Genomic DNA, 14775 nt, shown 5'->3' with positions numbered 1-14775 from the left:
CTCCTTCCGAACACAATTTTCATTACGCCTGAGGCTTCACAAACTCAGCGTGATATTCATCCACCATCTTGCGCAATGAACGCCCGATTGCGGCATACTGGAATTCATTAAGATTGGCGAGAGAAGCACGAGCTGAAGGACGCGTAGCCCCAAACCCAGCACCGGGAAGCAGCACAATACCGGTTTCATCTGCAATTCGGAACAGAATTTCACCTGTGCTGGCCCGCTTGAGCATCCACTGCGCAAACTCTTCGCCGTACAGAGCGCGACAAGTATCTTCCAGATCAATCAGCGTATAATAATCTACTGCATTGGCATCTTCCGAGGGTGCCACACCCAGCTCATGGTAAAGCGCAGCTTCACGGCGGCGAATAACACTCTTAAGCGTGGCTTTATAACGGCCTTCGTGATCCATCAGCGCAAACAGAGAGAACAGCACCATCTGGACCTGTTGCGGTGTAGAAAGACCAGCCGTGTGGTTAAGAGCCACGGCACGGCTATCTGCCACCAACCGATCAATAAACTTCAGATCAGCTGAATCTGTTGTCAGGCTGGAATAACGCTTTGCCAATGCGGCTTTTGCATCTGCCGGAAGCTGCGCCAGACGTGCATCAATTGCGTTATCCTTGTGCATCCCGATAACACCCAGACGCCAACCCGTTGCCCCAAAGTATTTGGAGAAGGAGTAAACAAGAATGGTATTGCGCGGGCAGATTGCATAAAGCGAACGGAAGCCATCAGCAAACGTGCCATACACATCATCTGTCAGGATCATCAACTCGGGACGATCTTTAACAATAGCGGCAATCTTCTCCAGCGATGCATCATTCATCTTGACTGATGGCGGGTTGCTGGGGTTCACGCAGAAGAACATTTTAACGGCCGGGTCACGCAGTTTTTCCAGCTCGCTTTCTGGATACTGCCAATCCAGAGAAGGATCTGCCTGCACAGGCACAACTTCCAGACCGTATTCTTCAAGCTGCGGGATTTCGATATAAGGGGAGAAGATCGGCATGCCGATTGCCACCTTGTCTCCCTTTTTGATCAGATCATTCTGCTTGAGAGAATTGAACACATAGGCCATAGCCGCTGTGCCGCCCTCAGTTGCAAAAAAGTCTGTGGAATCCAGAGAAATTCTACCACCCACCATTTCACGCAGAACGTACTGGCCAACAATTTTTTCGCTCAATGTCAGCATACGTGGTGGTGTTGGATAGTAGCAGCCCAGAATACCCTCAACCATTTCAACAAGGAATGTATCGGCTGGCAGGCCCATCTGGTCGCGCACATAACTTAAGGCATGCCCCAGAAGAGCGGCTTCCTCTTTGTCTTCGTTGCTTTCAATAAACCGATCAAAGCGTGCTTCAATCCCTTCAATACGGACTGTACCGCCAAGACCGGGAGAGAGATAGGAAAGAGAAAGGCGCGCTTCAGCCAAAGCGTATTGCCCCAACAGGAAAAAGGCAGCACGTGGCAGTGTCGCCAAAAAGTTGGGGTTACCACGGCCAGCGTTCAGCATAACGCGGTCAGCCTTTGATGATGCCAGGCTGATGAGCGTATCTTTGAGTTCAAATGGGCTGAGATCACGAAATTTCGAATAATCAAGTGTCATTATTGCGTTTCCTTCTTTTCAGTATTCAGGAAAATGCGACCACAAGTGGCCCAAGTAGCGTAAGCAATACGTTTGCAACTGCGTAAGTAATGGCAAAGGGTGTGGTGGGAACGGCATTTCCTGCCTTGTTCAACACCTCGCCAAAAGCTGGATTGGCACTACGAGAACCTGCCAAAGCACCTGCAAAAATGGCCGTATTGTTATAGCGCAGCACGTAGCGCCCAAAAAGCATGGTGAGGATAAGCGGCACCAATGTAACCACTACACCCAACAGAAAGAGCGTAATGCCGTGCTGCATGATGGTGGCAATAGCCTGCTGGCCAGTTTGCAAGCCCGTTACGGCCACAAAGCCTGCCAGCCCAAAGTCCACCAGAAAAGTTGAGGCACCCTGCGGCATATTCCCCATAACGGGATGGCGGCTTTGATACCAACCAAAAAGCAACCCGGAAAGCAGAGCCCCACCGCCACTACCAAGAGTAAGGGGGACCGACCCCATATGCACCACACCCAAGCCGATCAGCAAACCAAGGGCAACGCCCAGAGAATGGAAAACGAGATCGGTTTTAATGCTTGGAAGCAGGATCGTCCCAATCTGCGTGGCTGCACGCTGCACATCGGCAGACGTACCAAGCAGGGTAACAATATCTCCATCCTTTACCTGCATGGAGCCCGTAACAGGCATTGCCTTACCTGCACGGGAAAGCGCGACCAGATAAACACCGTGACGCACAGCTGCGGAAAGAGACTGTACGCATTGATCAACAGTTTTTCCGACAAAATCCTTACGAGACAAAACAACATCCCGACGGATAAGGGAAAGATCAAGGCCGGGAACATCACCAATTTCCTGCCCGATCTTCTGCCCTGCAGCCAGAACCTCTGCGCGCTGCCCAACGAGCAGAAGCTGATCACCCGGCAGTAGCGCTGCATTGGCTCCTACACCGGCGGGTTTGCCATTGCGCAGCACCTGTTCCACTGTAACGCCTGCGGCCAGACTTTCCACACCAGCAATAGTGAGATCAGGCTGCGTCAGACGATACGCACGCCCAACAAGATTAGGAAAAGCAGAGACTTCTCCCTCACCCATAACATGCACACCGCCTGCCTGCTCGGCTTCAGCACGAATAGCATCTTCACGGATGCCGCGCTTCATGAACCACGGCAAAACGTTAACACACAGAAGAATGGGCCCAATGGAGCCAAAGATATACGTTACGGCATAGCCAACAGCGACATTACCCTGAAGCTGCTGCACCTGCGCAAGCGGCAGACCAATTTTTTCCAAGGACGAGCCTGCCGTACCAATAATGGCCGACTGGGTAAGCCCCCCAGCCGCAAGCCCTGCGGCAAGTCCTTTATCGAGGTGGAATATGCGCGCAACCGCTACAACGGTAATCAATCCCGTAATAGCCAGCACAACGGCCATCAGAATTTCTTTAAGAGACTGCCGCCCTAATGAACGAAAAAACTGCGGGCCACTTTGATAGCCCACGGCATAGATAAAAAGAGCGAACAGAACGCTCTTGATGCCAGAATCAATATGAACGCCCACTTGGCTAATAAGCACAGCTGCTAAAAGCGAGCCTGCCACACCGCCAAGCTGGAACGAGCCAAAGCGAAATCGCCCGATCCAGCACCCTATAACAAGTGCAAGAAACAAGGCCATTTCTGGACACGCACCAAACAGGCTGGATAAAAGAGTAGTGAATGCGTGCAAAATGTAGTTCCTTGAGAATATATACTACCCGAACCACGCAACATATACATGAACTCACGCACTTGTAATTGATTCGAGTCAATTAATTTAATTTTATTTTTACTATTACATTCCATTTAAGTAATAATTATTAATTTGTTCTTGACTTTTATTTATTTTCCGCAAATCCAACCCATGCGCTTTAACATAACAATTATTATATTATGGTATTAAAAAATATTATTTATGGTTTATAGATAGATAAATAAAATAATAATGCGTTGTTGTTGCATGTAAATAACATATAAAGGAAGTATATTTAATTATAGTCATAAAAAATACATATTCCCAGTTGCGTATTTAAAATGAACAGATGTACCAAATTTTTCCTATGTACGCGCCATGAAAACCATCAGTATGAAACATCATGAAATGTATTTTCGCTTCATTCCCATGATCATATTTGCAATTCCGTCATTTAATAAAACAAGAGTCATACTTGAAAAATAAAATTGCATATTTATGATAACTTCCCAAAACCAATTTATTTATCATTTTATAATAAAAAACAAACATAATTCAGGCACCCCCAAACTGTAAATGCTCATTACCTTTTGTGTCACAGCCACAAAATATTAAATTGAACTTTTACGCTCCTGGTGCGTCTTAGAAAATCACCCTATCGTCTTTAACAAGGCGTATCATGATGTCTTCAGAAGATCCTGATAATAAAAATCCATGTATTACTTACACTTACATTCATAACAATATATTTTGGAAAAGGCAGAGAATTGTTGTTATTCCGGCTTGTAATGAGGAACAACATATTACCTCCTGCTTACTTGCACTGGCAGCACAGTTTCTTGCTCTTCCCCACAAAGTTATCTTATGGATTAACAACACTATAGATCAAACCTATGAACGGGCTTCATCTCTGCAAGATAAACTCCCATTTACGCTGGAGATTATATCAGTCACCTATGATCCTGCTATCGCAAATGCCGGAACAGCGCGAAGAGAAGCTATGGCGTATGCTGCCCAAAATGCACAGCTAGACGCTCTATTATTTACAACTGATGCTGATGGAGAAGTTGCCAAAGATTGGATATACCGAACCCTTGAAGCGTTTACGCAATATCATGTTGAAGCTGTTTTTGGGCGAACCCTGCTTTTACCTTCCGAATATGCACAAATCCCTCTACGGCTTCATGAAGATGAAAGAGCCGAACAAGCCTATGGCGCTCTTTTAGATCAAATCACCTTGCTTCTTGACCCACAACCGCATGATCCGTGGCCGCGGCATATAGAACATTCAGGCGCAAGCATTGCTGTCACGCATCAGGCATGGAGGCAGGCGGGAGGCATTCCTGATGTTGCATCTGGAGAAGATCGCCTGTTTTATAAAGCATTAAGGCAAAATGGCATTCGCGTACGTCATGCACCAGATGTTATAGTCTATGTTTCAGCACGCCTTTTAGGGCGCGCACAAGGCGGCATGGCAGAAACTCTAGCGCGGAGAATGATTGCCCAAGACAAATATATTGATGATGCCTTTGAAACAGTCTCCAATCGGTTATTGCGTGTCCGCAGAGAGCTTGCTGACAGACGCGCAAACCCATTAAGCCCTATAAGCAAGCTATCTGCCAGCCCTCCCTTCCCCCGTATTCTTCGGGAGGATCTTCCCAAACACTATCAGCGTGCCCTGCGTGTTCTCAACTTTCTGCATCGTACGGAATATTGCCTTTCTGATGGCGAGCAACGTGCATCAACCGATCAATGCGGTATCCCTCCCCGCGTTCACTATAATCTGGGTGCCAATGTTGCGTTAGACAGGCCCGAATAAAATATTCAGCAGCCTCATCTCCTGTGCATGGCGTATCTGTTGGGCCAGTCCAATTTACAATAAGGATATTGCCCTCTGGCTTTAGGCTTTTGGTAACACTCTCAGCAAGAGACTGAATATCTTCTGGACTAAAAAAATAAAGAACTTCTGAAATAAGAACCAAGTCACACCCACACACTTCTAAAGCAGGATAAGCCTGTGGCAGAAAAGCCTTCATAAAACTGATGTGTTTTTGCTGCACGCATCGTTGTCGAGCGATGGCAAGAGCCGTTTCAGAAGCGTCTATGCCAACAATACGCTTGCAATGTTTTGCAAGTGCTAGAGTGCTTACGCCAATCGCACACCCTAACTCTACGGCAAAAGAGATGGGCGATGCAGGAAGACATTGCAGGACTTTTTCAAGTTTCTGCTGCTCATATAGGCTGTTTTCAAAGTCCCAAGGATCAGCATTACGCTGAAAGATATCTTCAAAAATATCTGGTTTCCACGTCTCGTTACTCATGATGTTATGAAGGTTTCATAAGGTTGAAGTATTTTTTCCAGGAGGTATTCTGGTAAAATAAAACCATTTGGATCATCTTCCACAACCAATCCCATTTGGCTCTTATATGCCTGAATAGCATTGTGTTTGTGGCTCAAAAAATCCTGAATATTAAGGCGCCATCCAACAGGTAATGTTTCTTCAATATCCATATCAAGCGGAAGCGTTAAACCCCAGACAGGATAAGACAATATTCTTAACTCTGGCAGTAAGGCCTTCAACTGCTGCCCCATCTGCCATACGGCCAGATGGTCACAATGTGGATCATGCCGCCACGGCACAAGAATGTTTTGGCAATTATGCTGGCTTATCAGCACGCATAATTGCTGTATTGCATGATTAAAAGCCACACCTGAGGTAGGAATAGCTGAGTCTGGCAAACCTAGGAACAACAACCGATCTGTTGCAAGGTTAAGCGTAGCAAGTGCATCTCGGCTTTCTTTTTGCCGACACTGCGCAAGGCGTTCTGGTGACCATGCATGGGAACCAGGATGAGAGGCAGAACTATCCGAAACGATTACAACAACAGGAGGTCTATCATGCTGCACTGCGGTTGCTATAAAACCTGCACACCCCAAGCTTTCATCATCAGAATGAGGCGCCAGTATAAGTGATGTTCCCGGAGCAATCTGGTCAAAATCGGCGATAGGGAGCATAGAAAAATGTTCTATAATGTCCTGAACTTTCATGCATTTTCTCCTGGCCAATCATGGTCAACAAACCACATAGCGGCTTCTGTCAAAGCCTCATCTGGCGCAGGCTGCCGCAGATAGGTCATCAAATCCCTCATGACCACCTCTACCGCCTTACCTTTCACAAAAGCCGATACGCCCAGGCTTCTTTGAACAAGCGTTATCAATTCCAAAGCGGCACGTTCAACGGCAATGCGTGCAAGATTAACAGTTGCAACCACACTCTCTGGTTCCATGTTGGAAGCATAAGCCACTTTGGCTGCCTCTTTGACCCACATGCTCGCGGTTTTCTGTAAAATCAGGGCTTCTCCAATCCGATGCAGTTGATGCGGATTGTTTGCGCACCCACGTCCCTGAAGCTCCTGCCGCAACAGGTCAATCAACCGATCCATGCCGCCTAAGACGACTGCCGACCCCCGCCACGCCCCAGCAGAAAATTCCGGTTGTCGCAAATAATCTCCTGCTGAACCAAGAATATTATCTGGAGAGATCACTACATCTGTAAAATCATAGCCGCCTGTACCGCTAGCCTGCATTCCCATCAACTTCCCCGGACCTAACAGCCTCCGATCGGCTCCATCTGTGGGGGCAAGCACCATTATGGAATGGCCTTGCTGTGTGGTAGCTGTTATGAGTGCTAGCCTTACGTGCGCTACACCACTGGCAAACCCTTTAATGCCAGCTAATCTGTAATGTCTGCACTCATGCTTTATCGTAACTGGTGGGGTACCATCGGTAACCCATATCCCTGCCAAGATTCCACGTTGAAGGCTCTGAGCAAGCTTACAACGTTGTTCTGGGGTGCCATAAAGCTCTACAAGCCGAATAACATTTACATGGCCCTCCAAACATCGCCCTAACGAAAGGCTTGCATAGCCCGTTCGCCGCAGAAGAGTTAAAAGAACGCGCCCACCTTCTGATGTTCGGCAAAGATCAAGCCCGCCTTCTTCATGCGATAAAAGAGCATTTAGTGCGCCAATTTCGTGCAAGGCATTGAGCATATCTATTGGGAAAGCATTTTCTGCTGGTATGGAAGCCGCACTTTTCCACGCATCGAACAGATTTTTGATATCTATTTGAAAAGTAGAAAGGTTATTTTTAACGACTTTTTCATCCAAGCTCAGCATGTTAGGCATCCCAATTCCGCAAGACGTTCTACGTCTAACGTATGGCTTGCAATAACAGATCCATGCCTAATCAGTACAACTTGGTCACTTTACATTGAGAGATAATATAATCTGCTGGCGTAAATGTAGAAACACTACATGGAGGCACCAGCAATCTTGCTGATGCCTCCTGTATTTAGCATGAGATCAGGAGTTTTTATGACTCTGCTGGCCGGCTTTAACATGTTGCTCATGTGTGCCGCCCCGAGTGCCAGAGCTATGTTCGCTCCCACTGCCCTCATTGTGCGATGTACCGGTATTTTTGTGGCTCTGCTCACCAGCTTTTACATGCTGTTCGTGCGTACCACCACGCGTGCCGGTGCCATGTTCACCTTGGCTCCTTTCATCGTGCGAAGTACCAGCATTTTTATGGCTTTGCTCACCGGCCTTAACATGCTGCTCATGTGTGCCGCCCCGAGTGCCAGAGCCATTTTCGCTCCCGCTGCCCTCAGTATGCGAACTACCAGTATTTTTATGGCTTTGCTCACCAGCTTTTACATGCTGTTCATGACTGCCGCCGTGATTGACCATTGTACTCTTCCTCTTTTTTGAGATGAGACGGTCTTTTAATCTAGCCGCCAGACAGAAAACCTTTCGGCTTATATGAAGTTTCAAAAAACCAAAGATGATTACAAATATTTTATAAGAAAACCGATACGATATTAAAATAAAAAAGATGCTTTATTTATCTCTTAGACAATTTTGTGAAATGAATGTTCATATTTTTTAAATACATGGAGAGCATATAGGAAAAGTAACACGCTACCTCTTAAACAAGTTCTACTCTCTTGCTGGGCTATGAGATGACACGATAACCCGCACTTCCTTCGGAAACTGTGGCTAAGATACCATGAAGCTACTTTGCCAAAAGAAAGATACGGGCCAGACTACGCTGCAAGAAACCCTAGTTAAATTACTCATGTAGTCCCGGAGCTTCCCGACCAGTTCGAGCTACGTATTCTGTGTATCCACCATCGTAGCGGTGAAGCCCTTCTGGCGTAAGTTCCAGAACACGGTTGGAAAGTGCCGCAAGAAAATGACGATCATGGGAAACAAAAAGCATTGTGCCTTCATAGTCGGCCAAAGCAGTAATCAGCATTTCCTTGGTGGCAATATCCAAGTGGTTAGTTGGTTCATCCAGCACCAGAAAGTTTGGTGGATCGTACAGCATCAATGCCAAAACCAAACGCGCTTTTTCGCCCCCGGAAAGCACACGGCACAGTTTATCTATATCATCTCCAGAAAAGCCAAAGCTGCCCGCCAATGAACGGAGAGAACCCTGAGAAGCAAGCGGAAACGCATCATTCAAAGTTTCAAAAATAGTACGCTCACCGTCCAACAGATCCATAGCGTGCTGTGCAAAATACCCCATTTTAACGCTACCACCGAGCGTAACCGTGCCTGCATCCGGCTTTGTGGTGCCGGTAACAAGTTTTAACAGAGTAGATTTCCCCGCCCCGTTGATACCCAGCACACAGCAGCGTTCTTGCCTGCGGATCAACAGATCAAGGTTTTTGTAAATCACCCGGCTGCCATAGGCTTTATCCACACCGCGCAGATTAACCACGGCATCCCCCGAACGTGGCGCCGGGGGAAAAGTGAAGGAAAGCGTTTGGCGGCGTTTGGGTGGTTCAACACGATCAATTTTATCTAGCTTCTTAACGCGGCTTTGCACTTGCGCGGCATGAGAAGCGCGTGCCTTGAAACGCTCAATAAAAGCCACTTCCTTGGCCAGCATGGCCTGCTGACGTTCAAACTGGGCCTGCTGCTGCTTTTCGTTTAAAGCGCGCTGCTGTTCATAAAACTCGTAATCACCCGAAAAACTGGACAGCACACCACCGTCAATTTCAATCACCTTATTGATAACCCGGTTCATGAAAGCGCGGTCATGCGATGTCATCAGCAAGGCACCATCATAACCTGCCAGAAATTGCTCCAGCCAGATCAGGCTTTCCAGATCAAGATGGTTGCTTGGTTCATCCAGCAGCATAACGTCTGGTTTCATAAGCAGAATACGCGCAAGTGCTACGCGCATTTTCCACCCGCCAGACAGACGGCCGACATCACCATCCATCATTTCCTGACTAAAGCCCAAACCGTGCAAAACTTCACGCGCACGGCCATCTAGCGCGTAGCCGCCTAATTCCTCAAAACGCCCTTGCACTTCACCAAACCGTTCAAGAATGGCATCCAATTCATCCAAACGTTCTGGATCCGCCAGCGCGGCTTCCAGTTCGGCCAGTTCAGCTCCAACCTCGGCAACAGGCCCTGCACCATTCATAACTTCGGCTACGGCACTACGCCCTGCCATTTCCCCCACATCCTGATTGAAGAAGCCAATAGTGATGCCTCGATCAATCAGAACATTTCCTTCATCAGGCTCTTCCTCGCCTGTAATCAGGCGGAACAGTGTTGTCTTACCTGCTCCATTTGGCCCAACAAGCCCGATTTTCTCACCTTTTTGAAGTGCAGCCGAGGCATCGACAAAAATGACACGATGGCCATTGTACTTGCTGATAGTGTCAAGACGGATCATGGGGCCTCAGATACCTTAAAGGAAACAAGCAAAACCGGGAGGCCCCTTATTGCGTAACCCTTGCTGAGGGTAAATAGGAAAGCCCAACATTACAGAGGAAACATGTAAGCCCTTGCGCAACCTGTTTCCAAAATCGAGAACAGCAGCGTGAACAATGAAGATATATCTTCTTATATTGTTCTTGTAATTTTATTCACTATAAAATCACTAACATACTGAGCCGCTGCACTAAGTTGCGTATCCTGCAAATAGACCATCCCTACTTCCAGCTGCATTTCAGGCAGAAAACGTAATTTTGTATCTGGATCCATAATATCACGCCCCAGATCCCTGAGCATCGTTAACGGAAGCAAGGTAAATGCATCTGCTAACGCTACTATTCTTTCTCCTCCTACAACAGAGTTGATTTCAATACGCCGAGATGGAAGAGAAAGCCCTCTTGCGGCCAAAATACTATCAAACCGATCTCTCATCGCCATTCCGGATATCGGAATAACCCATATTCCGGCAGAAAATTCATTCCATTTTTCAAGAACATCAGGAATTGAAAAAGTTTCTTTTGTGGTTGCAACAACATATTGTTCGGTACCCAGTTTCTGGATACCAAACCGTTTATTGAGTGGAATATCCGCAAGATTTACAAAAACAAAATCATAGTGATTTGCCGCCAATCCAACTAAAAGCTGCTGGCGTGATGCATATTCAAGCGTCAGATTCAAGCCGGGATGTGTCTTTTTAATTTTGGCAACACTTCTTACAATTGGATCTTGCAACAACGTTGCCTGAAAGCCAATTTTTACATTCCCATGAAAACTTTCTTCGTACAACATAATATCTGCAGTGAGATTTTTAAGCTCGGAATCAATTCTTCTGCCCGCAATGATAAAACGTTCACAAATAGGATCAGGGATAAGACCACCCTTGTTTCTAACAAACAGCTTCATGCCAAGAATATTTTCCAATTCCAGGCACGATTTTGAAACAGCTGCAGGTGTAATATTAAGACGTTCTGCTGCAAGCCGGATACTTTTGTTTGCAACCAACATTTCTACAAGCCGAAAATGTCGTAATTTCATATGTATGCGGAGGTCTGGCAGTTTAGCCACCTTCATCATTCAAGCTTACCCCTGATAGAGTCCAAAACTTTGCATAGCAGGAATGCCATTTTATTTTAAGATGCTATTTTGAAAAAACCAAACAGTTGATGGCTGCCAACTTTTTTTCAATTTCTGTTCGTTAGCAAACCCTCTACGTTCATCGTGGTAGAGGGTTTTAACCATCAGCTGTCCTTATTGATTTCGCAGATGGAAGCTTCACCCGACAACAGACATTTGTTTGAATAATCTTTAAGGAAACAACCGAATGACGGATGTTACAAACGGCGTATTGTCGATTGATGGATATGTTGGTGGGGGAAGCACCATCCCTTCTGGTCCAAGTAATTCATATTATAAGAAGACTTTTTCCTCTGTCATTATTCAACCTGGTGGCACATGGACTGGCACAAACACTATCGATAGTGGTGCCACCGTTACCGTAAGCCAAGGTGGCGTTCTTAGCGGCGGCGCCGTTCTGAATGGCGGCTCCATTGTTTCATATAACAGCACCTCTGGTGGGTTAACTTTTGCCTGGGGTTCTGGGGGTGGAACCCTAGAATTAAAAAGTGGCGCTCTCGATCGTGCTGAAACTCCTCTCGCAGGAAATGCCTCAATTATCGTTGATGGAGGCGCCACTCTTTCCGGCATAACTTTGCTGTCTGGAAACAGCTTGGTTGTAAGCAGTGGCGGCACCTTGAACGGTACCACCACCATTAATGCCGGTGCGACAGCAACATTTTCAGCCGGCGCCAAGGAAACCGGTGTTACGCTTAATGGTGGCACAATTAACGCCTACAACTCCCCTCCGTATTTTAAGTGGGGTACTAGCGGTGGCACACTTGTTTTAGAAAACGGCGTGACAGACATAAACGAAAGCCCCAAAGCAGGCAGCGCGACTATCATTGTGCAATCTGGGGCAACGCTTTCAAATGCCACTTTGCTATCAGGCAATAAACTTGCCATTTACAGTGGTGGTGTTGCTACTGGTACAGTTGTTTCCAGCGGTGGTGGTGTTGCTGTTTACGGCTCGGCTTCCAACACAACCGTTAATGGCGGCGGTGTTATAGAAATCACCTCCGGCGGCACAGCTACAGGCGGCACTATTAATGGTGGCTCTGCCTATGTTGATGCAAGTGGCACTCTTAACTCCGCTACTGTTACCAACAACGGCGTGGCAGTTGTAAGCGCTGGGGCATCCGCAAACACTGTTACAGTGGAAACCAATGCTTCTCTCTCCATACAAAGTGGGGGCATTGCTTCGGGCACGATTGTATCCAGCAATGGTGGGCTGGCTGTTTCTGGTTCGGCTGCCAATACAACCGTTAATAATAGCGGTGTTGTGGAAATTAACTCTGGTGGCACGGCCACAGGCACGACCGTTAACAGCGGCGGTGTTGTTTATGCAGATGCCAGCAGCATTCTGGGCACCACCACTGTTTCCAATGGCGGACAGATCAGCGCAGCCAGTGGTGCGACCATTTCCGGCACTGTCACTATTGAAGATGGTGGTTCTGCAACTATCTGGAATAATGCCGGTGGTTCTATAGACCTACAGGGCGATACCAACACTGGGCTGGTTATCTCTGGCTTGGCATCTGGTGGTACGCTCAATACCGTAATCAGCGGGTTCAATGGCGCTTCTGCAAGCAATTCAGATAGCATCGAACTGGCAGGGGTCAAAGCCACAGATGTTTCATCTGTCACCTACCCTAGCGCAGATCAGGTTCAGCTAACCCTGAGTAATAACAACAGCATCACGTTGAACATTGTTGGTGTAAAGAATTATGGCTTCACGCTGGCCGATGGTTCTGATGGTTGGCTAAGCTATGAGGTCTGCTTCCTTTCCGGTAGCATGATCCGCACTCCAGAAGGCGATGTAGCAGTTGAAAACCTCCAGATTGGTGATCAGGTTGTTGCATTTGACTGGAAGAACAACAAGGAAATCTCTCATCCGGTGCTCTGGGTTGGTAAAACCCATGCAACAGTGCGCGCTGGTCTGCCAGATGATGAGGCAGGATACCCTGTACGTATTCTCAAAGATGCCATTGCAGATGGTGTGCCTTACAAGGACATGCTGATTACGCCCGAGCATTGCCTGTTCTTTGAAGGCAAGTTTGTGCCTGCACGTATGCTCGTGAATGGTATCTCCATCTTCTACGATAAATCCATCATGTCTTACGATTATTATCACGTGGAAACAGAGCAACATTCTGTTATTCGCGCTGATGGAATGCTGACAGAAAGCTACCTGAACACAGGCAACCGCCGCTCCTTCCGTCAGGAAGGCTCTATTGTCATGCTAGGTGGTAAAACAGGCACATGGGAAGAAGATGCCGCAGCTCCACTGTGTGTTGATCGGGCTTTTGTGGAGCCTCTTTTCCGCAAACTGGAATATAGGGGCAACAACGTTATTGGCCATGAAGTTCTAGCGCTTCCGTTAGAACAAACCAATGACGCCAACCTGCACCTGCTGACACAAACAGGCGCAGTTATTCGCCCGATGCGCCACAACGGTCAGCAATACAGCTTCATGCTGCCTGCTGGCACACAGTCTGTTCGCATTGTCTCACGCGCCAGCCGTCCGGCTGATGTGATTGGGCCATTTGTGGATGATCGCCGCCATATGGGTGTGGCTATTGCAGATATCCATCTGCTTTCCGCCAAACAGCAGCATAACATCACCACACATCTTCAGGCCGAAAAACCAGAAGGCTGGCACGCAACAGATTGGACTGATTGCGCATGGACCAATGGTAACGCCCAACTACCGCTTGATGAACAACTGCTTAACGGCAAAATGGGCATTCTTTCCCTGACCATTCGCGCCGCTGGCCCCTATCTGATTGATGATCAGAAAGCGGCAGAAACAAAAGTACTCTCCGCTTAAAAGAAACGCATCTCTCTCTTATAGATAAAAATATAAGAGAGAGATTTCTTTTGCCTTTTAGGCACTTACATCCTGCAGAACTGTAAATCCTTCAAAAACTGGTGGCCCTGCTGTAAGCGCCTTACCCTGCCCTGCTCCGGCATGCGCCTGACGAAACTGCTCAGACTGCGTCCAACCGATAAAAGCATCATAAGATTCCCATACGGTATGAGACGCGTAGAGCCTTCCGCCTTCTTTTTCTGGCCCTTTAAGGAACTGAAAGCTGATAAAACCGGGAACGGTTTTCAACAGCACTTCTCGGTTTAGCCAACGACGCTGAAAAGCCTCTTCATTTTCTGGGGGCACCAGAAAGCGGTTCATGGCAATATATTGCGGCATATACTATTCCTTTTCCATTTATATATTGATACTGCGCACGCAAGCATGCGCAACTTTCCTCAGCTATTATCTTCCCCGAACATCTGACAGACCAGAAAGTTTATTAAAACACGCTTATGCGTGTTCTTATGCAAGATCCGTACCTATGAAAGCACGAGTGCCTGATATTTGGTTTTCTATGCAACTCAGCACACGTTCAACGGTTTGCATCCACCAAGGTACGTTTTTGCAGATGTTGCAAATACACAACAAAGCAACAGTTTACCCTACAATAATACAAAAAATGTGTTGAAATTATTAATTCACCCATGTGAACGTGACTTTAAG

10 protein-coding genes and 1 pseudogene are annotated in these 14775 nt (G+C 47.1%); 3 read left to right on the top strand and 8 right to left on the bottom strand.

Features of this window, described 5'->3' with window-relative positions:
* Positions 1–22: 22 nt before the first annotated feature.
* Positions 23–1612, bottom strand: a complete 1590-nt coding sequence (locus QQM41_RS11350) for a bifunctional aspartate transaminase/aspartate 4-decarboxylase (RefSeq protein ID WP_050820019.1) — start codon at positions 1610–1612, stop codon at positions 23–25.
* A gap of 25 nt (positions 1613–1637) precedes the next feature.
* The gene (gene aspT, locus QQM41_RS11345) at positions 1638–3329 is read right to left on the bottom strand and encodes an aspartate-alanine antiporter (protein WP_339077173.1); all 1692 of its coding nucleotides are present in this window, start codon (positions 3327–3329) and stop codon (positions 1638–1640) included.
* Between the two features lie 685 nt (positions 3330–4014).
* Here aspT and QQM41_RS11340 point away from each other — a divergent pair.
* On the top strand, positions 4015–5151 hold the full coding sequence (locus QQM41_RS11340; RefSeq protein WP_339078112.1) for a glycosyltransferase family 2 protein: 1137 nt from the start codon (positions 4015–4017) through the stop codon (positions 5149–5151).
* Between the two features lie 94 nt (positions 5152–5245).
* Here the strand turns inward: QQM41_RS11340 and QQM41_RS11335 are convergent.
* The 3 genes and pseudogenes from QQM41_RS11335 to QQM41_RS11325 form a co-directional block, all read right to left on the bottom strand.
* A pseudogene (locus QQM41_RS11335) lies at positions 5246–5653 on the bottom strand (class I SAM-dependent DNA methyltransferase); the annotation flags it as partial.
* The gene (locus QQM41_RS11330; RefSeq protein ID WP_339077172.1) at positions 5650–6381 is read right to left on the bottom strand and encodes a PIG-L deacetylase family protein; all 732 of its coding nucleotides are present in this window, start codon (positions 6379–6381) and stop codon (positions 5650–5652) included. The pseudogene QQM41_RS11335 and the gene QQM41_RS11330, both read right to left, overlap by 4 nt.
* Positions 6378–7511 carry an acyl-CoA dehydrogenase gene (locus tag QQM41_RS11325; RefSeq protein ID WP_339077171.1) on the bottom strand — a complete coding sequence of 378 codons (1134 nt, stop codon included), beginning with the start codon at positions 7509–7511 and terminating at the stop codon, positions 6378–6380. Before QQM41_RS11325 ends, QQM41_RS11330 begins: the two co-directional genes overlap by 4 nt.
* Positions 7512–7709: 198 nt before the next feature.
* On the opposite strand from QQM41_RS11325, the gene QQM41_RS11320 reads away from it, so the two are divergent.
* Entirely contained in the window at positions 7710–8102 is a 393-nt protein-coding gene (locus QQM41_RS11320) for a hypothetical protein (protein WP_339077170.1), read from the top strand.
* Positions 8103–8463: 361 nt separating this feature from the next.
* Here QQM41_RS11320 and QQM41_RS11315 read toward each other — a convergent pair whose 3' ends face one another.
* Positions 8464–10086: an ABC-F family ATP-binding cassette domain-containing protein gene (locus tag QQM41_RS11315; protein WP_339077169.1), complete on the bottom strand. Its 1623-nt coding sequence runs from the start codon at positions 10084–10086 to the stop codon at positions 8464–8466.
* A 170-nt stretch (positions 10087–10256) separates the two neighbouring features.
* Entirely contained in the window at positions 10257–11201 is a 945-nt protein-coding gene (locus tag QQM41_RS11310) for a LysR family transcriptional regulator (protein ID WP_339077168.1), read from the bottom strand.
* Between the two features lie 628 nt (positions 11202–11829).
* Between QQM41_RS11310 and QQM41_RS11305 the strand changes: the two genes are divergently transcribed.
* A complete protein-coding gene (locus QQM41_RS11305; protein WP_339078111.1) occupies positions 11830–14070 on the top strand; it encodes a Hint domain-containing protein in 2241 nt (746 codons plus the stop codon).
* A gap of 57 nt (positions 14071–14127) precedes the next feature.
* Here the strand turns inward: QQM41_RS11305 and QQM41_RS11300 are convergent, their stop codons facing one another.
* Positions 14128–14448, bottom strand: coding sequence for an antibiotic biosynthesis monooxygenase (locus tag QQM41_RS11300; RefSeq protein WP_339077167.1), 321 nt, complete (start codon positions 14446–14448; stop codon positions 14128–14130).
* Between the last annotated feature and the right edge of the window lie 327 nt (positions 14449–14775).

Source organism: Acetobacter sp. AC2005, from assembly GCF_037901235.1.
GTDB classification, from domain to species: domain Bacteria; phylum Pseudomonadota; class Alphaproteobacteria; order Acetobacterales; family Acetobacteraceae; genus Acetobacter; species Acetobacter oryzoeni.
This window is presented reverse-complemented; position numbering and strand designations above follow the sequence as displayed.